The organism is Sphingobium indicum BiD32 (assembly GCF_000382885.1).
Taxonomy (GTDB): domain Bacteria; phylum Pseudomonadota; class Alphaproteobacteria; order Sphingomonadales; family Sphingomonadaceae; genus Sphingobium; species Sphingobium japonicum_C.
On record NZ_CAVK010000123.1, the window covers coordinates 1 to 22,911 of the forward strand.

Sequence of the window (22,911 nt, forward strand, 5' to 3'; positions counted from 1 at the left end):
TCTATTATGTCGGCCCGGTCGATCCGGTCGGCGACGAAGTGGTCGGCCCCGCCGGTCCCACCACCGCGACCCGCATGGACAGCTTCATGGACATGATGCTGGAACAGGGTCTGCTCGGCTGCGTCGGCAAGGCCGAACGCGGGGTCGCCGCGACGAAAGCCATCGCCAAGCATAAGAGCGCCTATTTGATGGCGGTCGGCGGCGCGGCCTATCTTGTCGCCCGTGCGATCAAGGGTGCCAAGGTCGTGGGCTTTGAGGATCTGGGCATGGAAGCGATCTACGAGTTCGATGTGCAGGACATGCCGGTGACCGTCGCGGTCGATAGCGAAGGCCAGAATGTCCACTACCTCGCCCCACTGGTCTGGCAGGAAAAGATCAAGCGCGAAGGACTGCTGGAGGGCGTGTGAGTTTCCGATCCTCCCCAGGCTTGCCTGGGGAGGATTTTGTAATCGCACCAACCTGCGTTAATCGCCCGGAACCCCGGCTCCTGCCCGGCATTGTCTCGGCACCTTTTGCCGGAGCATCGCCCATGTCATTTACCCAACTCGATCCACCCCTTCCCGTCCATATCGAGGGCAAGGGGAAGGGTTATGCTCTGGCCGTCATAGATTATGGGCAGGAACATAATCTGATCTGGGTGACGGGCCTGTCCGACAGTGGCGAAATCTGGTGCGCGCCCAATCCGCTGGTGCGGCTGGAGGCGAACTGGACGATGGGACGCGACTGGGCGCGCCATGGGCTGCCCGGTATCAAACCCAGCTAAGCGCAAACAACTGTCTGGCAAGCGTCATACACCGCTGTTATCCTGTTCCCCATGACGGGGGAAATCGACGCGGCGGGGGACGCTATCACCGGAGGCATGATCGCACGCGCGGTCGAACCGGGCCATGGCGAATCTCAGCATGAAGGCCACGGCACCTGCCTCAATTGCGGCGCACCGCTGGCGGGTGCCTATTGCGCGCAATGCGGGCAGGCGGCGCATGTCCATCGCAGTTTCGGTGCGATCGGCCACGATCTGGCCCATGGCGTGCTCCATTTTGAAGGCAAGATATTCAGGACATTGCCCGAACTTGCGTTGCGGCCGGGCAGGCTGACGCGACGCTATATCCATGGTGAGCGCGCGAAATTCGTGTCGCCCTTTGCCCTGTTCCTGTTCACCGCCTTCCTGATGTACGCCATCTTCTCGCTGACCAGCGGCCATGGTGCCAGTGCGGGCAAGATGGTGCAGATGGATGATGGCGCGATCGCCGAGCTGCGCGCCGAAGAGGCGAAGGCGGACGCGCAGATCGCTAAGATAGAGACGCAGTTGAACGCGCCCGGCCTGACTCCGGCGCAGCGCGCGACGCTGAACGAGGATCTGGGCGAGGCGCGCGAGGAGCGAAAGGGCATTTCGCTCGCCGCCAACATGACCGAGACTCTGCGCGGTGAGGGCATGAATGGCGGGGTCGCCGCCACGGTGGGCGAGGTCGTCAGCGCCGCAGCGAAAGACCCGGAACTGGCCTATTACAAGCTCAAGGCCAATGCCTATAAATTCTCCTGGGCGTTGATCCTGTTTTCGATGCCGTTCGTGTGGCTGCTCTTTCCGTTCAGCCGCCGCTTCAAAATGTACGATCATGCGATCTATGTGACCTATTCGATCGCCTTCATGTCCTTGCTCTTTTCGCTGTCGATGCTCCTGTCAGCGCTGCATGTCACCGCCGGGCTGGTGACGACTGTGCTGCTGCTCTATGCGGCCTGGCACATGTACCGGCAGATGAAGGATGCCTACAGCCTGTCGCGCTTTGGTGCGCTGTGGCGGCTGCCCTTGCTCTATATGTTCGCCTGCCTCGCGCTGGCGCTGTTCTTCACCATGCTGGTGATGATGGGGTGACGCACGGCGGCAAGCGGCTATAGCGGCGCGATGATTACATCCCCGATCTGGCTGCCCGCAACGCTGATGGCTGGCGGCGTGCAGGCGTGGCGCACCGCCGTCCAGCGGCGGGTAAGCCACAGCCTGTCGCTCAACGCCGCGGGACTGGTGCGCTATCTTTACGGGCTTCCCTTCGCGCTGCTGCTGCTGGGCGGATACCGGCTGGCCTTTCCCGCCGCCCTTCCCTCCGTCGGCCCGTTGTTCCTGCTCTTCTGCATTGGTGGCGGGCTGGCGCAGATCATCGCCACCAACCTGTTGATCCTGGCGTTCGGGCATCGCAATTTCGTCGTCGGCACGGCCTATTCCAAGACCGAAGCGGTGCAGGGCGCGCTCCTGTCCTTCCTCTTGATGGGGGAGCGATTGTCGCCGTTCGCCTGGGCCGGTATCGGCTGCGGCGTGGTTGGCGTGATGCTGCTGTCGACCGGGGGCAAGCGTATGGGCGTGATGGATTTTGTCCGCGCGCTGGGCCAGCCCGCCGCACTGTGCGGCATCGCGTCGGGCTTTTTCTTTGCGCTGACCGCGATCGGAATCCGTCGCGCGACGCAACAGGTGGAAACGGGCGATCCGATCCTGGCGGCGCTGATCGTGCTGGCGGTTACGGTCGCGCTCCAGACCGTGATGCAGGGCGGCTGGCTGCTGGCACGCGAACCGGGGGAGATGCGGCGCGTGTTCGCAACCTGGCGGGTATCGGGACAGGTCGGGATGCTATCGGCCCTTGGGTCGGCTTGCTGGTTCACCGGCTTTGCCACCGCGCCGGTAGCGCTAGTGCGGATCGTTGGCCAGATTGAGGTCGCCTTCACCATGGGTTTTGCGCATTTTTACCTCAAGGAACAGATACAAGGCAGTGAGGCGATCGGGCTGCTGCTGGTCGTGACCGGCGTGGTGCTGGCGCTGGCCGGATCGCTCTGAGGCGTCGCTAATCTTTCCTTTACCATGTTGGATTAGCCCTCGATCCGTGGGTAGCGAAGCAAAATCCGAGACCGTCGCACGAGCGGTGATGAAAGTGGCCAAATTGTCGGGCGACTTGGGCATTCGCACGCTCGATTTGCAGGCAGACATTAGCGAACTGGCCGACCGCGTGACGCAGCAGGCGCGCACGATCGAGGCGATCAGCGGCGCCGCGTCGCAACTGTCGCGCGATGGCGAAAGCGTGGCGAATGCCGGGCAGGACGCGCGTGCCAAGGCGATTGCCGCCCGCGCCATTATCGACGATTCGGGGCGGCAATTGTCCGCCGCCAACCATGTGTTCGTCGACCTGATCGATCAGGTCAGCCGCATCCATGATCGGCTGGACGGCTTTGGCGAGGCGCTCAGGACCGTCGCGCATGTCACCAACATGATCAGCGGCATTGCCCGCCAGACCAATTTGCTCGCGCTCAACGCCACGATCGAGGCGGCACGGGCGGGTGACGCCGGGCGCGGCTTTGCCGTGGTCGCGGCGGAAGTGAAGAAGCTGGCGCAGGAAACTGGCGCGGCAACGCACACGATCGAACAGTCGATCGCGGCGCTGACCGGCGAGGCGGGCGGGATGCTGGACAGCATCAACCGCGGCGCGCAGACGGCGCGCACCGCGCAATCGGACACGCGCAACATCGAAACGCTGGTCGAGCGGCTCGGCACGCTGATGCTGGACCTGTCGAGCAACAGCGAAGGCGTGGCGGAACGGATCGCGTCGATCGTAGGATCGGCAGGCGAAATTCGCACCGGGCTTGGCGCGCTGGCCAGTACGTCGGCAGACAATGCGGGCGGATTGCAGCGTCTGTCGGGCCGCGTATCGACCGCCAGCGAAGATACCAACATGCTGCTGCAATATCTGGCCGAAAGCGGGGTCGCCATCCCCGATTCGCCCTATATCAGTTTCAGCCTGGAATCGGCCGAGATCGTCAGCCGCGCGATCGAGGAAGCGATCGACCGGGGGCAGGTCAGCGAGGCCGCGATCTTCAGCGACCATCCGGTGCCGATCGCCGGCACCAATCCGCCACAATATCGCCATGCCGTACAGGATGTGATGCTGCCTGCCGCGCGTGCGCAGCAGGACAAGGCGCGCGCCTTTACGGGATTGTTCGGCATGACCTTTACCGACCGCAACGCCTTTGGCGCGATCGCCATGCCCGAACGCGCCCATCCGCAGCGGCCCGGCGACGACAAATGGAATGCGGAATATTCGCGCCAGGGGCTGATCTTCGATTTCCCCGACACACGCGAACAATGCCGCATCACCCAGCCCTTCTGCATCAAGGCCTATCGCCGCCTGACGGCCGCTGGTGACGTGATCCTGCTCAAACAGGTGATCGCGTCGATCCATGTTAAGGGTCGGCACTGGGGCATACTCCAGATGGCCTATCAGGATCAGGGCTGATGAGCCGACTATAGGGTCGTGCGCCCGATATGATCTGTTTCCAACAACAGCATCCTTTGACCGAAAAGCTCCGTTTTGTGGCGATCCCGCCGCCATGCGCCCCGTTTCATCCTGCTCCACGATGAACGGGCGGTTTTGTATCGTTCATGCAACATCCTTTATCGTCGGTGGTTCTGATATTTAAGATTGCACCCAAGCGAAGGATCCCGCCCATGACGTTCACTTTCAGACAGGCCATCGCCGCCCTGTCGCTCGGCGCGATGACGCTGACCGGGCTTGCGGCCACCCCCGCCTTTGCACAGCCGGGACGCGACAATCGCGAACGGCGCGATGATCGCCAGGATCGACGTGCAGACCGCCGCGATGATCGGCAGGAGCGTCGCGCCGACCGTCGGGATGATCGCCGCGACTGGCGCCAGGATCGCCGGGTCGACCGCCGCGTCACTTACCGCCAGCCCGGCCGCCCGGTGTACAGCTATGACTGGAACCGCCCCGATCCGCGCTATGGCCGCAGCTATCGGCCCGACCGCTATTATCGCAGCGGGTATCAGCCGATCCGCGTCGATCGCCGCACTCGCATCTATCGCGGTTATGACGACCGCTATTATTGCCGCCGTTCGGACGGCACCACTGGCCTGATCGTCGGCGCTGCGCTGGGCGGCCTGCTCGGAAGCCAGATCGACCGTGGCCAGTCCAATGTCGCGGGTATCTTGATCGGCGGCGGCGCAGGCGCGTTGCTGGGCCGTGAAATCGACCGCGGCAGCCTGAACTGCCGCTAGGATAAATGAAGGGGCGGGCGGTTAGCGTCCGCCCCTTTCAGCACCAACTCCGTCTGGCACCGTCCCATTCGCGCGCCAGCCCCTCGGCCACCAGCATCCCGCCGATCGATTCGCCCCCGCGTGTCACCACCCGCAGCGCCCGGCCATAGCGGTCGGTGTCACGGTCGCCGCTCTCCAGCGAAAAGGCGCCCTCATTCATCAATACCTGCAACCGCTCCGTCGCCCGCGCGCCCAGTGCGCCCTCGGCGGCGCAGCGCGGCCCGTGGGTTTCGGGCGTGTCGATATCGGCAATCCGGTATTTTTCGCCGCTGAACCAGAATGTATCGCCATCCACGACGCAATTGACCCCGCCGCCGCTATGGCAAAAACCAAATTGCGCCGATAGCGTATCGGCAGGCACGCTCTGCCGCGGCATCTCCATCGGCGGCCATGCCCCCCGCTCCATCCACACCGGCCCATACCAGCCGAGCAGCAGCCCCAGGCACAGCGCATAGATGAGCGCCGGGCCACCAAAGCCCGCACTGCGCCGTTGTGCTCGTCCATATCTCTGTCTCGCCATGCCGCCAGGATAGGCAGCCATTGGCAAACGGCGCGTTAAAGCCGGTCCATCGTCTCCCCGATCCGGCGCAGCTTCAATTTGACAGGTATCAATGACGCGCCCGGCCCATGTGCCATGCTGACCTTGCCCTCATCCGAAACGGAGCCAGTCGATGAACGCCGCTGCGCCGCCCAGTCCCTATGCCCGCATCGGCGGCGAACCGGTCGTCGCGGCGATCGTCAACCGCTTCTACGACCTGATCGAACAGGACAGCCTTTACGCTGATCTGCGCGCGCTCCATGCTGCCGATCTGGGACCGGTGCGCCATGGCCTGACGCTGTTCCTGACCGGCTGGCTCGGTGGCCCGCGCGACTGGTTCGGGCGTGGCCAGTGCGTCATGTCGCTCCACCGGGCCTTCCCGATCACGCCCGCACTGGCCGATAACTGGGCGCTGGCGATGGCCTGCGCGATAGCGGGCCAGCAGGATATGGACCCTGCGATCGGTGATGCGATGGCACAGGCGCTGGGGCATATGGCGCGCGGCATGATCAATTTCGCGCTGGACGGCAGCAGCGCGGCGGCCTGATCGACCGGATCAGTCCTCGGCGCGCTCCGCGCCGTCCTCATCATCCATCGACGGTTCCCCGACATAGGCGTCCATGTCGATCCGGCCGGACCGGTTCATGGCATGCATCGTGTCAACAAGGTCCGGCACGTCATCGGGGATGATCTGCGCCGGATTGCTGTGTCCGCCATGTTCGCTTTCCTCGCTCAGGTCCGTGCTGCGCGCCCGTGCAGAGTCCGCCACGTCCTGCGCCTGCGTTCCCGCCTCGTTCTGTTCGCTATTGTCGTCGATATCATCATCGGGGATGGGGTGGGCCATGGTCGTTCTCCTGTACAGCAGTGATCCCTCTCCAACGATCCGCATAGCCCGCTGTTCCTTGTCCTGCGCGCCGAAACCACTGGACAGCATCGGGCCAAGGGGGCAAGGGCGGGCACGATCCTTTCGCACTGCAGCAGGAATCCGTCATGCCCCGCCAGCTTATTTCTTCCGGCTCGCCCTTTGAGGCGCAGGTCGGCTATTCCCGTGCCGTCGTCCAGGGCGACTGGTGCTTCGTCGCTGGCACCACCGGCACCGATCCCGAAACCAAGACCATGCCCGACAGCGTTGCCGATCAGGCCACCAACGCACTCAAGGTGATTGGCGGGGCGCTGGACGAGGCGGGCTTTTCCTTCGCCGACGTTGTGCGTGTCACTTATTATATCACTGACCCCGCCTATTGGGACGAACTGGGTCAGGCGACCGCGCCGGTGTTCGGCACGATCCGCCCTGCCGCCAGTTGCGTCGTGGCAGGGCTGATCAAGCCGAACATGAAAATCGAAATCGAAGTCACCGCTTTCAAAGGGTAAGTCGCCATGATCACGATGTACGGCATTAAAAATTGCGACACGATCAAGAAGGCGCGCAATTTCCTCGATAATGAGCGCGTGTCCTACAGCTTCCACGACTATAAGGTGTCGGGCGTGGACAAGGCCAAGCTGGAGGAATGGGTGATGGAGCATGGCTGGGAAACCATCCTCAACCGTTCCGGCACCACCTTCAAGGCGCTCGACGCCGGGGACAAGGCGCATATCGACGCGGACAAGGCGATCCTGCTGATGATGACCAACCCGTCGATGATCAAGCGGCCGATTCTGGACACGGGCAAGCAGACCATCATAGGTTTCAAGGCAACGACCTATGAGAATGCGCTGGCAGGTGCCATAGCATGAGCGGGCGGCGCCTGATCCGCGCCTGCCTGACGCTTCTGTTCCTCCTTTTGCCGGTAGAGATCGCCATGGCCGAACCCTTGTTGATCGCCCATCGCGGGGCCAGCGGCGAGCGGCCCGAACATATACTGGCCTCCTACGAACGCGCGATCGACGCGGGCGCGGATTTTATCGAGCCGGATCTGGTCCTGACCAGGGACGGCGTGCTGGTCGCCCGGCACGAAAATGAAATCAGCGGCACGACCGACATTGCCGATCATCCCGAATTTGCCGATCGCAAGACGAGCAAGACGATCGACGGTCAGGCGGTGACCGGCTGGTTCACCGAAGATTTTACCCTGGCCGAACTGCGCACCCTGCGCGCGCGCGAACGGCTGCCCTTGCTGCGCCCCGCCAATACCCGCTTCAACAATCTCTACCTCATCCCGACATTCGAGGAGATATTGAAGCTGGTTCGCGCCAAGGAGGCCGAAGCCGGTCGCCGCATCGGCATCTATCCCGAAACCAAACATCCCGGCTATTTCGCCGGGATCGGGCTTCCGCATCAGGCACCGATGCTCGCTCTGCTGGAACAATATGGTTATCTGACGGAGGTCGACCCGGTCTATATCCAGTCGTTCGAGGTCGGTAATCTTCAGGCGTTGCGCGCCGCCACCCGGTTGCGGCTGATCCAGTTGATCGACAGCACCGGCGGACCCGCCGACCGGCCGGACCTGACCTATGACGCGATGATGAGCGTGGAGGGGCTGCGCGCGATCGCCGACTATGCCGACGGCATCGGTCCTTCGACCAGCCGGGTGCTGGCGGACGATGGTGCCACCGCGCTGGTGGGGCAGGCGCATGATGCCGGGCTACAGGTGCATATCTGGACGCTGCGAATGGAAAATTTCTTCCTGCCCGCCCAATATCAGCGCCCCGACGACGCGCAGGGCCGGGGCGACTTTGCGGGCTATGTCCGGGCGGTGGCCGCGACCGGGGTGGATGCGGTCTTTACCGATTTCCCTGCCCAGGCACGCACCGCGCTGGAGAAAGCCGCGCCTTGACTTGTCAAACGCATCACCTGAGCGAATAACGCTAATATGCTGTCCCAAAAGACCCGTTATGCCATCCGCGCGCTCCAGCATCTCGCCGACCGCTATCGTCAGGGACCGGTGCCACTGAACGAGATTGCCACGCGCCAGAATATTCCAGGCAAATTCCTGACGGTGATCCTGTCCGAACTGTCGCGCGAAGGGCTGGTGGCGACGCAGCGGGGAAGGGACGGGGGCTATTGGCTGGCGCTCGCCCCGGTCGACATCAGCTATGGCGACATTGTCCGCCTGACCCGCGGATCGCTCGCGCTCACCCCCTGCGCCAGCCGCTTCGCGCATGAAAGCTGTACCAACTGCCTGCCCGAATCGGAATGTCGCCTGCACCGGGTGATGCTGCGCGTGCGCGACGAAACGGCGCGGGTGCTGGACGGCATCAGCCTGGCGGAACCCTTCGCGGCGCTGGACGAGGCAAACTAACCAGGCAGGGAGGTTCGCTTCCCCTTGCGTCCGTCCCGCCGCTTCGCCACATCGGGCGCATGACGACATCCCCGCAAGACCGTCCGCTCAAAGCCACGCTGATCCCGGTCACTCCGCTCCAGCAGAACTGCACCCTCTTCTGGTGTACCGCCACCATGCGCGGGGCGTTCGTCGATCCGGGCGGTGACTTGCCGGTATTGAAAAAGGCAGCGGCGCAGCATGGCGTGACTATCGAAAAGCTGCTCGTCACCCACGGCCATATCGACCATTGCGGTCAGGCCGGCGTGCTGGCCCGCGACCTGGGCGTCCCCATCGAGGGGCCGCATGAGGATGACCGTTTCTGGATCGACAAGCTGGCGCAGGATGGCGCGCGCTGGGGCGTGCCGGGCGAGAGTTTCGAGCCGGATCGCTGGCTGGTCGATGGCGATCAGGTGCATGTGGGCAACCTCACCCTCGACGTTCTCCATTGCCCCGGCCATACGCCCGGCCATGTCGTTTTCCACCATGCGCCGAGCAAGCTCGCGATCGTCGGCGATGTGCTGTTCCAAGGATCGATCGGCCGCACCGACTTTCCGCGCGGCAATCACCAACAGCTGATCGACGCCATCACCGGCAAGCTGTGGCCATTGGGCGGCGATACCGCTTTCGTCCCCGGCCATGGCCAGATGAGCAATTTCGCCCACGAACGCCGCACCAACCCCTTCGTCGCCGATTCGGTGTTGGGTTAATCCTCGTCTGGCACCCCCTCCGTTCACCCTGAGCTTGTCGAAGGGTCGCTCTTCCTGAAGTAAAGGGCAGGGCTTCGACAGGCTCAGCCCGAACGGATATGGGGTTACACCTGCGCCGACAGCGCCGGTGGTGCGGGCACTTCGCGCGTGGCGGTATAGGCGATCGTCAGCGCCGTAATTGCCATGGCGATCATGACGATCCAGGTCAGCATCGCTCCGCCGCCGCGCAACAGGGTGGGCGCATCCGCATCCATGCCGAACGCATGGGCCACGCGCGCCGCGACATAGACGAGCGCACCGATCCACAGCCACAGCGAAGCGCCCACGGCCAGCTCGACGAGCAGGAACAGGATCAGCACGATTGGCGTATATTCGATATAATTGGCATGTGCCCGCATCCGCCGCGCCAGCAGCGCATTGCCGGCATCGCCATGCAGCACCTTGTCCGCGATCCGAATCCGCGCGCATCGCGTCGCGATCCACAGGTTGAGCAGTGCGCAGGCGGCAGCGAAGGTCAGTGTGATTGGCAATAGCATCGGTTTTCCCCTCATTTCTGTGGCCTGTACCCTAGCCGCCCCGACCGCGCGGGCAAGGAAGGACTTGCACCCCGATCAAAAAGCGCTATAGGCGCAGGGCTTCGCGATCACCCAGGGCCGCATGGGTCTGCGGCGCTTTTGGCGTCCGCTTTCATGTCGGATCTGGCCGTTCGCACAACCTGATAGATTTACGGAACAAGGTGCCGACATGGCTGTCCCCAAAAGGAAAACGTCCCCCTCCAAGCGCGGTATGCGCCGCAGCCACGATTCGCTGCGCGTCGAAGCATTCCAGGAATGCTCCAACTGCGGTGAACTCAAGCGCCCCCACAATCTGTGCGGCGCCTGTGGCCATTATAATGGCCGCGAAATCGTCGCCGTCGGGGCGTAACGACTTTTCGATCTCCGCAAAGGGGTGATCTAGGGTGTCCAGCCAACCGCGAATCGCCATAGACGCGATGGGCGGGGATGAAGGCGTGCGCGTGATGATGGCGGGTGTGGCGCTCGCCCGTCACCGCCACGACGGGCTGCGCTTCACCCTGTTCGGTGACGAAACCCGCATAAAGGCGGCGCTCGATAACCATCCCAATTTGCGCGCGGCGTCGGACGTCGTCCATGCCGATACCGTCGTCGATGGTGCCGACAAGCCCAGCGTTGCGATTCGCAAAAAAAGCAGCTCGATGAGCATGGCCATAGCGGCCGTGAAATCGGGCCAGGCCGGTGCCGCCGTGTCGGCGGGCAATACCGGCGCGCTGATGGCCATGGCCAAGCTGGCGCTGCGCACCATGCCCGGCATTGATCGGCCCGCTCTGGCCGCGCTGCTGCCGACGCTCGGTGACAATGACGTTGTCATGCTCGATCTGGGCGCAAACACCGAATGTGACGCCCGCAACCTCGTCCAGTTCGCGGTGATGGGGGCGGCCTATGCCCGCATCGCTTTCGACCTCGAACGGCCCCGCGTGCGCCTGCTCAACATCGGCACCGAGGATCTAAAGGGCACGGATGAAATCCGCGACGCTGCGGCCATCCTGCGCGCCGCGCATGCCCTGCCCATGAGCTTTGACGGTTTTATCGAAGGCGACAAGATCAGCCGGGGCGACACCGATGTCATCGTGTGCGACGGCTTTTCCGGCAATGTCGCGCTCAAGACGATCGAGGGTACGGCCCGCTTCGTCACCGACGTGCTGCGCAAAGCCTTTACCAGTTCGATCCGCTCGAAGATCGGCTTTCTGATCTCCAAGCCCGCGATGCACCTGCTCAAGCATCATCTTGATCCCAACAATCATAATGGCGCGGTGTTTCTGGGCCTCAACGGCGTGGTCGTCAAAAGCCATGGCAGCGCGGATGCCAAGGGTATCGCCAATGCGGTTCATGTCGCCGCCCGCCTGCTCGAAGAGGACATCACCCGCCGCATCGCCGCCGACATGGCCGCCGTGCAGGCGCTCACCGCCTCGTCAAAGCTGGAGCAGCCCGTCAAGTGATCCGTCGTGCGATTCTTCTTGGGACCGGATCGGCCTTGCCTGTTCGCGCGGTCAGCAACGCTGAACTGGCGCAGACCGTCGACACCAGCGACGAATGGATTGTCGAGCGTACCGGTATTCGCAATCGCTATATTGCGGGCGACGATGAAACCACCGCCTCGCTGGCCACGGACGCGGCCCGCGCCGCGCTCGACGCCGCCGGTATCGCCGCGCAGGACATCGACCTCATCATCCTGGCGACGGCGACCCCGGACCAGACCTTCCCGGCTTCCGCCACCAAGGTGCAGGCAGCACTCGGTATCAATGATTGCGTCGCGTTCGACGTGGCGGCCGTCTGTTCGGGCTTCCTCTACGCCATAACCGTGGCCGACAGCATGATCCGGTCAGGCGCGGCCCAGCGCGCGCTGGTGATCGGCGCTGAAACCTTCAGCCGCATTCTCGACTGGGAGGATCGCACCACCTGCGTCCTGTTCGGCGATGGCGCGGGTGCTGTTGTTCTGGGGGCAGAGGAAAGCGCAGACGGTGCGAGTCCCGAAACGGTCCGGGGCATTCTGGCCAGCAAACTCCATGCTGATGGCCGTCACAACGGCCTTCTCTATGTCGATGGCGGGCCGTCCACGACGCAGACCGTGGGCAAGTTGCGGATGAAGGGCCAGGAAGTATTCCGCCACGCCGTTGTCAACCTCGCCGCAGTCCTTAACGAAGTCATGGCGGCAGCGGGCCTGTCCAGCAGCGACATTGACTGGCTGGTGCCGCATCAGGCCAATGCCCGCATCCTTGATGCCACAGCGCGCAAGCTCAAACTTTCGCCCGACCGCGTCGTCGTGACTGTGGATCGCCATGCGAACACCTCTGCCGCGTCGGTTCCGCTGGCGCTCGATTGCGCCATTCGCGATGGCCGGATCAAGCCGGGCGACCTGATCGTGCTGGAAGCGATGGGCGGAGGCTTCACCTGGGGTGCCTGCGTCCTGCGGGTCTGATCCCGCAACATCACGCAACCTTGCCAAAGCCCTGCAAATCCCGCACATTCCTGTAGAGGCCATCCGACCGTGATGGTCCATGGGGTGGAAATGGGGAATCCAATGACGGGGACAGGCACATTAACGCGCGCAGACCTTGCTGAAAGCGTCAACCGTCATGTCGGCCTGTCGCGGGCCGAAGCGGCAGCGCTGATCGAATCGATCCTGGATCATATGTCCGATGCGCTTGGACGCGGCGAAAATGTGAAGATTTCCAGCTTTGGCACTTTCGTTCTGCGCGACAAGACCCAACGCATGGGCCGCAATCCCAAGACCGGGGTGGAAGTGCCGATCGAACCGCGCCGCGTCCTGACCTTCCGTGCAAGTCAAACGATGCGGGATCGCGTTGCTGGCGACTGAAAATTTGATTTAAGCAAACGTTTGCAATCATCGCTGCTTCTGCTATTCCATCCCCTGGCGCTCGTCGGATGACAGGGCGCGGGAGAGGACCGGATCGATGGCCAGTGCGTTGAGCAAACCACGGATGCGTCTGTCACGCATTGTCGAGATGAACCTGGGGTTCCTCGGCATCCAATTCTCCTTCGGCCTGCAACAGGCCAATATGGGACCGATCTACCGCTATCTGGGCGCTGACGAGGCGACTATGCCCTTGCTGTGGCTGGCGGGCCCGGTCACCGGCCTGCTGGTGCAACCGATCGTGGGCGCGCTCAGCGACCGTACCGTCAGCAAATGGGGCCGCCGCACTCCCTATTTCCTGATCGGCGCGATATTGTGCAGCCTCGGCCTGCTGTTGATGCCCTACAGCCCCACGCTCTGGTTCGCCGCCAGCCTGCTCTGGATGCTGGATGCAGCCAACAATATCACGATGGAACCCTACCGCGCCTATGTCAGCGACCGGCTCGACGAAAGCCAGCGCCCGGTCGGCTTCCTGACCCAGAGCGCCTTTACCGGCCTCGCCCAGACGCTCTCCTATCTTGCCCCCTCGCTGCTGGTCTGGTGGGGTTTTGACGGTGACCTGATCGACGCCAACGGCATACCACAGGTCACCCGCATCGCTTTCGTTGCAGGGGCGGTCATCTCCATCTCCACCATCCTCTGGTCCGTGCTGCGCGTGCGCGAATTGCCGCTGCCGCCCGAAGATGTGGCGCGAATGCAGGCGCAGCCCCTTTCCCCTGCCACTGCGCTGCGCGACTTTGTCGCTGCCATCCGCGCCATGCCTACCGCTATGCGCCAGCTGGCCCTGTCTATGCTGTTCCAGTGGTTCGCCATGTTCGCCTATTGGCAGTTCATCGCCTTCGCGCTGGCCCGATCGCTGTTCGACACCGCCGATCCCGCCAGCAGCGGCTTTCGCCAGGCAGTGTTGCTCACGGGCCAGGCGGGGGCGTTCTACAATGCTATCGCCTGCCTCGCCGCCTTCGCCATGGTGCCGCTCAGCCGTCGCATCGGTGCGCAATATCTCCACGCCATCGCCGTCACCCTGTCGGGCCTTGCCATGCTCGCCATTCCGCAGGTGCGCGATACAGGCCACTTGTTCCTGCTGATGATCGGTATCGGCATTGGCTGGGCCAGCATGATGGGCAATCCCTATGTCTTGCTCGCCAATGCCATCCCGCCCGAACGGACTGGCGTCTATATGGGCATTTTCAACATGTTCATCGTCATCCCCATGTTGCTGGAAACGCTGATCGTGCCGCTGATCTACCAGCCTTTGCTGGGGAGTGATCCGCGTAACCTGTTGTTGATGACCGGGGTGATGATGGTCATGGCGGGTGCAGCGACATTGCTGGTGCGCACGCCCGCGCGCGTGGCCTGAACCACAGGCCGTTGTCGGCGGCGCGACTTTGCCCTAGTCTCAACGCGATGGACGACACAAAGCCCGAACAGGTCAAAAGCATTGCCGATCTGGCGCGGATCGGTGGGGTATCGGTCTCTACCGTATCGCGGGCGCTTACCGGCAAGGGCGCGCTCAACAAGGGCACGCGGGAACGGATTCAGGCGCTGGCCGACCGGCATGGTTTCAAGCTGAATGTCGCCGCGCAGAATCTCCGCCTTGGTCGCACGGGTGCCATCGCCGTGTTGCTGCCGTTGGGGCATGAACGGGGCCAGCATCTGTCCGATCCCTTCTTCATGGCGATGCTCGGCTTCCTCGCCGATGCGCTGACCGATCGGGGCTATGACCTGCTGCTCTCGCGGGTATTGCCGCAGGGCGACGACTGGCTCGACACTTTCATTCGCACCGGCCGCACCGACGGCGTCATCATCATTGGCCAGTCGAACCAGAGTGCGGTGCTGGATCGCACCGCCGCCCATTATGCGCCGATGGTGATCTGGGGCGAACAATCGTCCCGCAACGCCCATGTCACCGTGGGTACGGATAATCAGGCGGGCGGCGCGCTGGCCGCGCAGCATCTGGTCGCGCGGGGCCGTCGTCGCCTCGCCTTTTTCGGCAATGTCGCGGTGCCCGAATTTGCCGCCCGCTATCAGGGCTTTGTCGCCGCGCTGCCCGCCGATCTGCGCGATACCGTCGAACTGGTCCACACCCATATCACCCCCGAAGCCAGTCTGGAGGTCGCCACCGCCTGGTTCGCCGCCGGCAACCGCCCCGACGGCCTGTTCGCCGCATCGGACGTGGTGGCGATGAGCCTGCTGTCAGCCGCGACCGACCATGGCCTGTCCGTGCCGGGCGACCTGTCGATCATCGGCTTTGACGACATCCCCATGGCGCGCCTGGCCAATCCGCCGCTGACCACCGTGGCGCAGGACATAGAGGGCGGCGCGCGCCAGCTGGTCGACCTGCTGTTCCGTCGCCTTGCAGGAGAAGATGCCGGGTCGATCAGCATCGCCCCGCGCCTCGTCATCCGCGAATCGAGCTAAGCTCGGCAATGATGGCCCGCGCCGCGCTGGTCACATCGTCCCACGTCTGTGCAAATCCGGCTTCATCGCCATAATAGGGATCGGTCACGCCGTTTCCCTCGCGCCCCGGCACCTTGTCCATCAACAGCGCCAACGTCGCTGTCCCGTCCGAAGGCCGGATGCGCCGCAGATTTTTGAGATTCTCGCCATCCAGCGCAAAGACATGGGTGAAGCGATGGAAATCGGCCGCGCTCACCTGCCGCCCGCGATAGCCCGAAATGTCGATGCCATGGCGCAGTGCCTGCCGCACCGCGCGCGGATCGGGCGGACAATCCACATGCCAGTCGCCCGTGCCCGCCGAATCGACCAATATGTCCAGTCCGACCCGCTCTGCCTCCGCCCGCAAAGCCGCTTCGGCCAGCGGCGACCGGCAGATATTGCCCAGGCACACGAACAGGACGGATATCGCAGGCATCACCCCTCCGCCACTGCCGTCGACAGACCCAGCCCCGGCACGCCGATGGAGCGCTTGCCCGAAAAATCGGTTCGCGCGACGATGACGCCCAGTTTCTCCATATAGTCGATCAGCCGCCGCACCCGTCCCGGTGAGCTGGTGCCATAGGCCCGCGCCAGCGCCGTGTCGTCGGGGCAGGGGTGCCCCTGCATCGCGGCGCGCGCGATCAACAGGAACGGAGCGAGCATATCCTCCGGCAGCGGATCGGCGGCGCGCATCGCTGGTTCCCAGCGGACATCGGCGGCGTCCATCATCCCCGCCTGCGCCATGGCAAAACGCTTGCGAAAGGCGGGCAGGTCGAGCGGCGGTGTGCGCAGCCCCTTCATCCGGCAGCGCACACCGAAATCCTGATAGAGGGTCGATACGCTCGGTGCAGCATCGCCCAGATCGGCGACGATTTCCTCCAACACCGCCATCACCACCGGCTCATTCTGGCCGAAATCCAGTTCGGGCGCGGCGGGCTTGGCCGATGGCGAATCGGCCAGTGCGCGGATGATATCTTCGGCGGCGCGGGGCGGTGGGTCGGCGCGTGGCGGCGCGACCGGCGCTGCATCCGCTGCTTCGGGTGCGAACAATAATTCCTGAAAATCCTCGCAGCTGGTCACCGGCGGGGCCATCAGCTTGTGGGTGCCGCCGCGCGTGCTGGTCTTGACCGCGCCAATCTTCACCGCGACCGGACGGCGGCAGATCGCCGGACCCAGCGCCAGGAAGCGCCCGCGCTCCAGATCGCGAATCTGCTCCGCCTGTCGCCGCTCCATGCCCAGCAGGTCGGCGGCGCGCGCCATGTCGATGTCCAGAAAGGTGCGCCCCATCAGGAAGTTGGAGGCTTCGGCCGCGACATTCTTGGCCAGTTTCGCCAGCCGCTGCGTCGCGATGACGCCCGCCAAGCCGCGTTTGCGCCCCCGGCACATCAAATTGGTCATCGCCGCCAGCGATACCCGGCGCGCGTCGTCGGACACGTCGCCGGCGGCGGCGGGGGCGAACATCTGCGCTTCGTCCACCACCACAAGCGCGGGATACCAATGGTCGCGTGGGGCATCGAACAGGGCGTTCAGGAAAGACGCGGCGCATTTCATCTGCGCGTCGATCTCCAGCGCCTCCAGGCTCAGCACCACAGACGCACGATGTTCGCGAATCCGCGTCGCCATCTTGACGATCTCGCGCTCATTATAGTCGCCCGCGTCGATCACTACATGGCCATAATTATCGGCCAGCGTGACGAAATCTCCCTCCGGGTCGATCACCATCTGCTGGACCAGCGGCGCGCTCTCTTCCAGCAGGCGGCGCAGCAGATGCGACTTGCCCGACCCTGAATTGCCCTGGACGAGCAGCCGGGTGGCAAGCAATTCCTCCACGTCGACCAGCACGTCCTTGCCGTGGCTGTCGGTTCCTATGCTGATGCTGGCGGTCACGCTCGTCCTTTGGCCCAGTGAGCCGGGTCGGCGCAAGAAGCTTGCTCACCAATTTTCAACCTGTCTGCATTATCCGGGAGAAGATGGTAAAGAAGTCCCTCCTTTTTCAGGCACGACATATGATGCGCAGGCGCGCATTGCTGGCGGGCAACAACAATCTGGGGGACACGATGGTGCCGCTGGGCGGCGTCATCCTGCTTGCGATAATCGGTACCGCCATCCTCCTTGGCCTGCTCAGTGCCCAGATCGAACATAATGCCGACGCCTACCTCCATCGTGTCGTCAATGGCGCGTTGCTGCGTGAACGCGCTGCTCTGGGCGATTCGGTCATGGCGTCTGCGCGCTGGGACGATGCGGTCGACCATGTCTATGGCGAATTCGACCGGGAATGGGCCGAAACCAACCTGGCTACGGAACTGGCCGATGCCTATGTGCTCGACGCCAGCGGACGGACCGTCTGGATGGCGGCGGGCACCGACCTGCACCGGCGGGCCAGCCTCCAGCCGCTGGATCGGGCGATGGCCCTGCCAGTCTTGCATGAAATGATGGCGGCGCTGCCGGGCAGCCAGCGCGCCGCACTGGCCCAGCGCCAAGGGATCGTGCGTTTCGCCCGTTTGCAGGGGCAAGCGGTGATCCTGGCTGCCCGCGCGATCACCCCATGGAAGGACCGTAGCAGCCTGCCATCCGGGGATCTGCGCTATCTGCTGTTCGCCAAGCCGATCGACGCCAGCCTTCTGGCTGATATGAGCCGCACCAATCAATTGCCGCTGAAATGGAATGTCGGCACCACCGGGGACACGGAAAACGGTATTCGGATCAAGGATGTTACCGGTCAGGTGCTGGGGCAGGTAGAATGGCGCCGGTCATCTGCCGGGGCCAAGGCATTGCGCGAGATCATCCCCGCCATGGCCTCCATCATCCTGACATTCCTCGCCATGTCGGGCTGGCTGGCATGGCGGCTCGTGGCAGCACATGGCGCCTTGCGCACGCAGGTCCGGCATTCGCGCGATGCGGAGAGTGAAGCGCGCACCGCCGCTGAACAGGCACGCGACGCGCTGGTGCAGGCTGAAGCCGCCCGGCAGGCATTGGCCGCCAGCGCCGATCGGGTCGCGACCGAGGAACGGCGGCATCAGGAGGAATTGCGGCGCAACGGGCGGGTGATAGCAGACGCGCTGGAACGGTCCATGGCCGTGCTGGTGGCCCAGTTGTTTGAAACGGCCGCTGCGCTTGAACATAGCGCCGACGATACGATGCGCACGATCGACGAGCAGCAACGTCATGTCGACACAGTAACCGCGCGTGCGCGCGATACCGCCGGATCGGCCCAGGCGATCACGGCGACCATCGACGAACTGACCGCATCGATCGGTGCCATTACCGACACCGCCTATGATATCCGCGAATCGGCCGCGACCGCCAGCGGTCAGTCGGCCGCCGCGCACCACGCCAATGATAATCTGCGTCGCCATGTCGGCAGCGTCAACGAAGCCACCAACCTGATCGCGGAGATTACCGGCCAGACCAATCTTCTGGCGCTCAACGCCACGATCGAAGCGGCACGCGCCGGGGAAGCGGGGCGCGGCTTCGTAGTTGTCGCCAATGAAGTCAAGGCGCTGGCTGCCCAGACGGCGCAGACCACACGCGAAATCCAGGCGCGCGCGGAAGGAATCGAGCAGGCGGCGGAGCAGACTTTTGCGCTGGTCGGGTCGGTCGATACCGTTCTGGCCAGTCTGGTCGAGGCGATCGGGCTGGCTGCTGCCTCTGCCCAGCAACAGCTTGCCTCGGTAGAGGATATTCAGCGCGTTTCCCGTTCGGTCGCGCTTGATGCTGGTGCGACCAACCAGGCGGTCGATGCGATTTCCCATGCCCTGCGTCATTCGGCACAGGCCGCCGCCACGACCCGTGCACAGGGCGCGGCCGTGCGACAGGGGGTCGAACAGGTGCAGGCGGAGTTCGGGCGCCTGATCGAGGCGCTCAAGGCGGCCTGAACGCAACGGCACAGCGGTGGGAATTTCTTGACCCTCAACTTGTTGCGGTGCAGCATCGTTACCATGGCGACTCTCTCCTCCACGACATCCGCTCCTGCGATCACGCAGAACCCCGACATCCGCTATCTGGGGCGCCTGCTGGGCGACGTGATCCGGGCCTATGGCGGGGAAAGCCTCTATCGCCAGACCGAATATATCCGCTCCGCCTCGGTCGATCGGGCGCGGGGGATTCAGGGGGCGGACTTTGTCGATACCGGGCTGGACGCGCTCAGCCTGGACGACACGCTCAATTTCGTGCGCGGTTTCATGCTCTTTTCCATGCTCGCCAATCTGGCAGAGGACCGGCAGGGGGTTGCAGCCGAACCGGGGGCCGATGTCGCATCAGCCATCGCCCGGCTGGATTCGCATGGGATCGGTCGCGACGCGGTGCTGGGGCTGCTGGCGCACTCGCTGATCGTCCCCGTCCTCACCGCCCACCCGACCGAAGTGCGGCGCAAGAGCATGATCGATCACAAGAACCGCATCGCCGACCTGATGCTGCTCAAGGATGCGGGTCGCGAAGAGACCGACGATGGCGAAAATCTGGACGAGGCGATTTTCCGCCAGATCGCCTTGCTGTGGCAGACCCGCCCGCTGCGCCGCGAAAAATTGTTCGTCGCGGATGAGATCGACAATGTCCTTGCCTATTTCCGCGACACATTCCTGCCGGTCCTGCCCGCGCTCTATGCCCGGTGGGAGCGGGTGCTGGGCGCGCGTCCGCAAAGTTTCCTGCGGGTCGGCAGCTGGATTGGCGGCGACCGCGACGGCAATCCCTTCGTGCAGGCGCCCCAGCTTGAATTCGCGCTGAAACGCGGGGCGCAGGCAGCGCTGGCCTATTATCTCGACGCGCTCCATGCGCTGGGCGCGGAACTGTCGCTCTCGACCGAACTGGCCCATGTGCCCCAGGCGGTGCTGGACATTGCCGACGCCAGCGGCGACACGTCGCCCAGCCGTCAGGACGAACCCTATCGCCGCGCCATTTCAGGCATCTACGCCCGTCTGGTCGCCACCTATGCGACGCTGACTGGCGGCCAGCCACCACGCCCGTCCAGCCTGAAAGGGCAGGCCTATGCCAGCCCCGCCGATTTCCGCCGCGATCTCGTCACCGTGGCGCAAGGGCTGGCGAGCGAGGGCGATGGCGCGCTGTCGAGCGGCGGCGCATTGGGGCGCTTGATCCGCGCGGTCGAAACCTTCGGCTTCCATCTCGCCACGCTCGACATGCGCCAAAATAGCGATGTGCATCAGCGGGTGGTGGCCGAATTGCTCAAGGTCGCGGGGGTCGAGGCGGACTATGCCGCGCTCGACGAATATGCCCGCATCGCTCTGCTGCGTCGCGAACTGGCCAACAATCGCCCATTGGGATCGCGCTTCGCCGATTATTCGGAGGAAACCGCGTCCGAACTGGCGATCGTCCACGCTGCCGCCGAAGCGCACCGCATCTACGGCCCGCCCTGCATCACCCATTATATCATTTCCAAGGCGGAAAGCGTGTCGGACCTGCTGGAGGTCAACATCCTGCTCAAGGAAGCAGGGCTGTGGCGCGCAGGTGTCGATGGCGCGCCGCCGCAGGCGTCGATCATGTCGATCCCCTTGTTTGAAACCATCGCCGATCTGGAGGCCGCGCCACAGATCATGTCCGCCTATTTCGGACTGCCCGAAATTGCCGGGGTGGTGAAGCAGCGCGGGCATCAGGAAGTGATGATCGGCTATTCGGACAGCAACAAGGATGGCGGCTACATCACGTCGACCTGGAGCCTGTTCAAGGCGAGCAAGGCGCTGGAGCCGGTCTTTGCCGATGCAGGCGCGGCGATGCAGCTGTTCCACGGGCGCGGCGGGGCGGTGGGGCGCGGCGGCGGTTCCGCCTTCGCCGCGATCCAGGCGCAGCCGCGCGGTACGGTGCAGGGCCGCATCCGCATCACCGAACAGGGCGAGATGATCGCCGCCAAATTCGGATCGCGCGATGTTGCCATGACCAATTTGGAAGCGATGACGAGCGCGACCCTGCTCGCCAGCCTGGAGCCGGAGGGGATTTCGGACAAGGACGCCGCGCGTTTTGCAGGCGCCATGGACGAGCTGTCGCAAAATGCCTTCAACGCCTATCGCGATCTGGTTTACGGCACGGAGGGGTTCAAGGAATTTTTCCGCGAGCTGACCCCGATTCAGGAGATTTCGGGCCTGAAGATCGGGTCGCGGCCCGCCAGCCGCACCAAAAGCACCGCGATCGAGGATTTGCGCGCAATTCCCTGGGTGTTCAGCTGGGCGCAGGCGCGCGTCATGCTGCCCGGCTGGTATGGCGTGGGCCATGCGATTGCCGCGTTCGAGGACAAGGCGCTGCTGGCCGACATGGCGCAAAGCTGGTCCTTCCTGAAATCCGCGATGGGCAATCTGGAAATGGTGCTGGCCAAATCGGACCTGGGCATCGCGGCCCATTATCTGCCGCTGGTCGACGATCAGGCACTGGCCGAACGGCTTTTCGGCCGCATTCGGGAGGGCTGGGCGCAGACCCATGACGGGCTGCTCGCCGCGACCGGGCAGAGCCGTTTGCTGGAAAAGAACCCGACGCTGGAAACCTCGATCCGGCTGCGTCTCCCCTATATCGAGCCGCTCAACCTGCTCCAGGTCGAATTGCTGAAACGGCACCGCGCGGGCGAGGATGATCCGCGCATCAAGGAAGGCATCGAACTGTCGATCAATGCGATCGCGACGGCGCTGCGCAATAGCGGCTAAACCAAAAATCCTCCCCCAGCGGGGGAGGATCCGATCTGGGGGAATCCGGGACGGCGGCAGTCCAATGCGCCGTCCCGGACCCCAGTCCCTGATCAGGGCGGACCCTGATCGGGGATTGGCCGGTGGGGCGGGCCGCTACAGCCCGCCAAACCTTTTAAAATTTCGCGACGACGCCCGCCATTGGGCGGATCGAGCGGAAATTGCCCATCGTATCGGCCTGCACCCGGAAACGGATGTTGCTGCTGGCAGCTGAACCGCCCATGTCTGCAGCCGATAATTCGACGCCCGCGCCATAGGTGGTGCCGTGATAGTCCGGGCTATCGGGGCCGAGTGCGTCGAAATTGACCCATTTGTAACCGACCTTGCCGAAGATCAGGCTGTCCTTGCCCGCCTTCACGCCCACCCGGCCGGCCGCGCCATATTCCCAGTCAATGTCGCCCGACACGCCCTTCGATGCGGTGCCTTCGACGCCGACGACCAGCGGGCCTGCGACATTATAATTCACGCCCGCGACGCCTTCGACCATGCGGCCTTTATAGCCGACCGGAGGAATACCCTCCTTGCCGGTCTCACTGTCGAAATTATGCACGCCGCCCATCACGCCGACATAAGGCTCGATGCGGCTGGGCGCACCAGCCTCATCCTGCGCCATAGCGGCAGGAACGAAGGACGCGGCAGCAACTGCCGTCAAAAGCAGTGTCTTCATAGGGGTGACCCTTTATCTGTTGTGGTTTGATGCGACGGTGTGGACCCGCCGGGTCGCACGGATGAGCGCTGCAAGCGGCTCAGGCGA

The 22,911-nt window shown here is 64.0% G+C and carries 26 protein-coding genes; 20 read left to right on the plus strand and 6 right to left on the minus strand.

Annotated elements, in window-relative coordinates; all coding sequences use genetic code 11:
- The 6 genes from EBBID32_RS12095 to EBBID32_RS12120 form a co-directional block, all read left to right on the plus strand.
- The coding region (locus EBBID32_RS12095) for a fumarate hydratase C-terminal domain-containing protein (protein WP_196805646.1) at positions 1-407 on the plus strand (407 nt) is incomplete at its 5' end.
- Between the two features lie 122 nt (positions 408-529).
- Entirely contained in the window at positions 530-763 is a 234-nt protein-coding gene (locus tag EBBID32_RS12100) for a hypothetical protein (RefSeq protein WP_006957651.1), read from the plus strand.
- Between the two features lie 51 nt (positions 764-814).
- Positions 815-1,870: a DUF3667 domain-containing protein gene (locus tag EBBID32_RS12105; RefSeq protein ID WP_006957652.1), complete on the plus strand. Its 1,056-nt coding sequence runs from the start codon at positions 815-817 to the stop codon at positions 1,868-1,870.
- 30 nt (positions 1,871-1,900) lie between these two features.
- On the plus strand, positions 1,901-2,818 hold the full coding sequence (locus EBBID32_RS12110) for a DMT family transporter (protein WP_006957653.1): 918 nt from the start codon (positions 1,901-1,903) through the stop codon (positions 2,816-2,818).
- 88 nt (positions 2,819-2,906) lie between these two features.
- Complete coding sequence (locus EBBID32_RS12115) at positions 2,907-4,268, plus strand: methyl-accepting chemotaxis protein (protein WP_006957655.1); 1,362 nt, start codon at positions 2,907-2,909, stop codon at positions 4,266-4,268.
- 212 nt (positions 4,269-4,480) lie between these two features.
- Positions 4,481-5,047 carry a glycine zipper 2TM domain-containing protein gene (locus EBBID32_RS12120; RefSeq protein ID WP_006957656.1) on the plus strand — a complete coding sequence of 189 codons (567 nt, stop codon included), beginning with the start codon at positions 4,481-4,483 and terminating at the stop codon, positions 5,045-5,047.
- 37 nt (positions 5,048-5,084) lie between these two features.
- On the opposite strand, the gene EBBID32_RS12125 is transcribed toward EBBID32_RS12120, so the two are convergent.
- Positions 5,085-5,627: a thermonuclease family protein gene (locus tag EBBID32_RS12125; RefSeq protein WP_006957658.1), complete on the minus strand. Its 543-nt coding sequence runs from the start codon at positions 5,625-5,627 to the stop codon at positions 5,085-5,087.
- A 130-nt stretch (positions 5,628-5,757) separates the two neighbouring features.
- Here EBBID32_RS12125 and EBBID32_RS12130 point away from each other — a divergent pair, with 130 nt between their 5' ends.
- On the plus strand, positions 5,758-6,171 hold the full coding sequence (locus EBBID32_RS12130) for a globin domain-containing protein (protein ID WP_006957660.1): 414 nt from the start codon (positions 5,758-5,760) through the stop codon (positions 6,169-6,171).
- A gap of 9 nt (positions 6,172-6,180) precedes the next feature.
- On the opposite strand, the gene EBBID32_RS12135 is transcribed toward EBBID32_RS12130, so the two are convergent.
- Positions 6,181-6,468, minus strand: coding sequence for a hypothetical protein (locus EBBID32_RS12135; RefSeq protein ID WP_006957663.1), 288 nt, complete (start codon positions 6,466-6,468; stop codon positions 6,181-6,183).
- Positions 6,469-6,614: 146 nt separating this feature from the next.
- Here EBBID32_RS12135 and EBBID32_RS12140 point away from each other — a divergent pair, with 146 nt between their 5' ends.
- From EBBID32_RS12140 to EBBID32_RS12160, 5 genes are read left to right on the plus strand one after another with little or no spacing between them, the layout of a single operon-like run.
- Positions 6,615-6,995 carry a RidA family protein gene (locus tag EBBID32_RS12140; protein ID WP_006957665.1) on the plus strand — a complete coding sequence of 127 codons (381 nt, stop codon included), beginning with the start codon at positions 6,615-6,617 and terminating at the stop codon, positions 6,993-6,995.
- Between the two features lie 6 nt (positions 6,996-7,001).
- Entirely contained in the window at positions 7,002-7,358 is a 357-nt protein-coding gene (locus tag EBBID32_RS12145) for an ArsC family reductase (protein ID WP_037490448.1), read from the plus strand.
- Entirely contained in the window at positions 7,355-8,398 is a 1,044-nt protein-coding gene (locus EBBID32_RS12150) for a glycerophosphodiester phosphodiesterase (RefSeq protein ID WP_006957669.1), read from the plus strand. The genes EBBID32_RS12145 and EBBID32_RS12150 overlap by 4 nt, the downstream gene beginning before the upstream one ends.
- Before the next feature lie 36 nt (positions 8,399-8,434).
- Complete coding sequence (locus tag EBBID32_RS12155) at positions 8,435-8,863, plus strand: RrF2 family transcriptional regulator (RefSeq protein WP_006957671.1); 429 nt, start codon at positions 8,435-8,437, stop codon at positions 8,861-8,863.
- Positions 8,864-8,922: 59 nt separating this feature from the next.
- Positions 8,923-9,591: an MBL fold metallo-hydrolase gene (locus EBBID32_RS12160; protein WP_006957673.1), complete on the plus strand. Its 669-nt coding sequence runs from the start codon at positions 8,923-8,925 to the stop codon at positions 9,589-9,591.
- 104 nt (positions 9,592-9,695) lie between these two features.
- On the opposite strand, the gene EBBID32_RS12165 is transcribed toward EBBID32_RS12160, so the two are convergent.
- Positions 9,696-10,127, minus strand: a complete 432-nt coding sequence (locus EBBID32_RS12165) for an MAPEG family protein (RefSeq protein ID WP_006957675.1) — start codon at positions 10,125-10,127, stop codon at positions 9,696-9,698.
- Positions 10,128-10,335: 208 nt separating this feature from the next.
- Here EBBID32_RS12165 and rpmF point away from each other — a divergent pair, with 208 nt between their 5' ends.
- From rpmF to EBBID32_RS12195, 6 genes are all read left to right on the plus strand, one after another.
- The gene (gene rpmF / locus EBBID32_RS12170; protein WP_006957677.1) at positions 10,336-10,515 is read left to right on the plus strand and encodes a 50S ribosomal protein L32; all 180 of its coding nucleotides are present in this window, start codon (positions 10,336-10,338) and stop codon (positions 10,513-10,515) included.
- Positions 10,516-10,582: 67 nt separating this feature from the next.
- Entirely contained in the window at positions 10,583-11,605 is a 1,023-nt protein-coding gene (gene plsX / locus EBBID32_RS12175) for a phosphate acyltransferase PlsX (protein ID WP_037490456.1), read from the plus strand.
- A complete protein-coding gene (locus tag EBBID32_RS12180) occupies positions 11,602-12,585 on the plus strand; it encodes a beta-ketoacyl-ACP synthase III (protein ID WP_006957682.1) in 984 nt (327 codons plus the stop codon). The genes plsX and EBBID32_RS12180 overlap by 4 nt, the downstream gene beginning before the upstream one ends.
- 102 nt (positions 12,586-12,687) lie before the next feature.
- The gene (gene ihfA, locus EBBID32_RS12185) at positions 12,688-12,984 is read left to right on the plus strand and encodes an integration host factor subunit alpha (protein ID WP_006957683.1); all 297 of its coding nucleotides are present in this window, start codon (positions 12,688-12,690) and stop codon (positions 12,982-12,984) included.
- Between the two features lie 124 nt (positions 12,985-13,108).
- Positions 13,109-14,398, plus strand: a complete 1,290-nt coding sequence (locus tag EBBID32_RS12190; protein WP_156022548.1) for an MFS transporter — start codon at positions 13,109-13,111, stop codon at positions 14,396-14,398.
- 47 nt (positions 14,399-14,445) lie between these two features.
- Positions 14,446-15,459 carry a LacI family DNA-binding transcriptional regulator gene (locus tag EBBID32_RS12195; protein WP_006957688.1) on the plus strand — a complete coding sequence of 338 codons (1,014 nt, stop codon included), beginning with the start codon at positions 14,446-14,448 and terminating at the stop codon, positions 15,457-15,459.
- Here EBBID32_RS12195 and EBBID32_RS12200 read toward each other — a convergent pair.
- Entirely contained in the window at positions 15,440-15,913 is a 474-nt protein-coding gene (locus EBBID32_RS12200; RefSeq protein ID WP_006957690.1) for a low molecular weight protein-tyrosine-phosphatase, read from the minus strand. The two genes, EBBID32_RS12195 and EBBID32_RS12200, sit on opposite strands and share 20 nt — an antisense overlap.
- The gene (locus tag EBBID32_RS12205) at positions 15,913-17,364 is read right to left on the minus strand and encodes an ATP-binding protein (RefSeq protein WP_006957692.1); all 1,452 of its coding nucleotides are present in this window, start codon (positions 17,362-17,364) and stop codon (positions 15,913-15,915) included. Before EBBID32_RS12205 ends, EBBID32_RS12200 begins: the two co-directional genes overlap by 1 nt.
- A 119-nt stretch (positions 17,365-17,483) precedes the next feature.
- Here EBBID32_RS12205 and EBBID32_RS12210 point away from each other — a divergent pair, with 119 nt between their 5' ends.
- Positions 17,484-19,352, plus strand: a complete 1,869-nt coding sequence (locus tag EBBID32_RS12210) for a methyl-accepting chemotaxis protein (RefSeq protein WP_006957694.1) — start codon at positions 17,484-17,486, stop codon at positions 19,350-19,352.
- 63 nt (positions 19,353-19,415) lie between these two features.
- Positions 19,416-22,118, plus strand: a complete 2,703-nt coding sequence (gene ppc, locus EBBID32_RS12215) for a phosphoenolpyruvate carboxylase (RefSeq protein WP_006957697.1) — start codon at positions 19,416-19,418, stop codon at positions 22,116-22,118.
- 154 nt (positions 22,119-22,272) lie between these two features.
- Here ppc and EBBID32_RS12220 read toward each other — a convergent pair whose 3' ends face one another.
- Entirely contained in the window at positions 22,273-22,824 is a 552-nt protein-coding gene (locus tag EBBID32_RS12220) for an outer membrane protein (protein WP_006957699.1), read from the minus strand.
- Positions 22,825-22,911 lie beyond the last annotated feature (87 nt).

Bases quoted from the DNA above. Each gene is read 5' to 3' on its own strand.
- EBBID32_RS12100 (WP_006957651.1), top strand. From the start codon at position 530: ATGTCATTTACCCAACTCGATCCACCCCTTCCCGTCCATATCGAGGGC.
- EBBID32_RS12105 (WP_006957652.1), top strand. From the start codon at position 815: ATGACGGGGGAAATCGACGCGGCGGGGGACGCTATCACCGGAGGCATG.
- EBBID32_RS12110 (WP_006957653.1), top strand. From the start codon at position 1,901: ATGATTACATCCCCGATCTGGCTGCCCGCAACGCTGATGGCTGGCGGC.
- EBBID32_RS12115 (WP_006957655.1), top strand. From the start codon at position 2,907: ATGAAAGTGGCCAAATTGTCGGGCGACTTGGGCATTCGCACGCTCGAT.
- EBBID32_RS12120 (WP_006957656.1), top strand. From the start codon at position 4,481: ATGACGTTCACTTTCAGACAGGCCATCGCCGCCCTGTCGCTCGGCGCG.
- EBBID32_RS12125 (WP_006957658.1), bottom strand. From the start codon at position 5,627: ATGGCTGCCTATCCTGGCGGCATGGCGAGACAGAGATATGGACGAGCA.
- EBBID32_RS12130 (WP_006957660.1), top strand. From the start codon at position 5,758: ATGAACGCCGCTGCGCCGCCCAGTCCCTATGCCCGCATCGGCGGCGAA.
- EBBID32_RS12135 (WP_006957663.1), bottom strand. From the start codon at position 6,468: ATGGCCCACCCCATCCCCGATGATGATATCGACGACAATAGCGAACAG.
- EBBID32_RS12140 (WP_006957665.1), top strand. From the start codon at position 6,615: ATGCCCCGCCAGCTTATTTCTTCCGGCTCGCCCTTTGAGGCGCAGGTC.
- EBBID32_RS12145 (WP_037490448.1), top strand. From the start codon at position 7,002: ATGATCACGATGTACGGCATTAAAAATTGCGACACGATCAAGAAGGCG.
- EBBID32_RS12150 (WP_006957669.1), top strand. From the start codon at position 7,355: ATGAGCGGGCGGCGCCTGATCCGCGCCTGCCTGACGCTTCTGTTCCTC.
- EBBID32_RS12155 (WP_006957671.1), top strand. From the start codon at position 8,435: ATGCTGTCCCAAAAGACCCGTTATGCCATCCGCGCGCTCCAGCATCTC.
- EBBID32_RS12160 (WP_006957673.1), top strand. From the start codon at position 8,923: ATGACGACATCCCCGCAAGACCGTCCGCTCAAAGCCACGCTGATCCCG.
- EBBID32_RS12165 (WP_006957675.1), bottom strand. From the start codon at position 10,127: ATGCTATTGCCAATCACACTGACCTTCGCTGCCGCCTGCGCACTGCTC.
- rpmF (WP_006957677.1), top strand. From the start codon at position 10,336: ATGGCTGTCCCCAAAAGGAAAACGTCCCCCTCCAAGCGCGGTATGCGC.
- plsX (WP_037490456.1), top strand. From the start codon at position 10,583: ATGGGCGGGGATGAAGGCGTGCGCGTGATGATGGCGGGTGTGGCGCTC.
- ihfA (WP_006957683.1), top strand. From the start codon at position 12,688: ATGACGGGGACAGGCACATTAACGCGCGCAGACCTTGCTGAAAGCGTC.
- EBBID32_RS12190 (WP_156022548.1), top strand. From the start codon at position 13,109: ATGCGTCTGTCACGCATTGTCGAGATGAACCTGGGGTTCCTCGGCATC.
- EBBID32_RS12195 (WP_006957688.1), top strand. From the start codon at position 14,446: ATGGACGACACAAAGCCCGAACAGGTCAAAAGCATTGCCGATCTGGCG.
- EBBID32_RS12200 (WP_006957690.1), bottom strand. From the start codon at position 15,913: ATGCCTGCGATATCCGTCCTGTTCGTGTGCCTGGGCAATATCTGCCGG.
- EBBID32_RS12210 (WP_006957694.1), top strand. From the start codon at position 17,484: ATGATGCGCAGGCGCGCATTGCTGGCGGGCAACAACAATCTGGGGGAC.
- ppc (WP_006957697.1), top strand. From the start codon at position 19,416: ATGGCGACTCTCTCCTCCACGACATCCGCTCCTGCGATCACGCAGAAC.
- EBBID32_RS12220 (WP_006957699.1), bottom strand. From the start codon at position 22,824: ATGAAGACACTGCTTTTGACGGCAGTTGCTGCCGCGTCCTTCGTTCCT.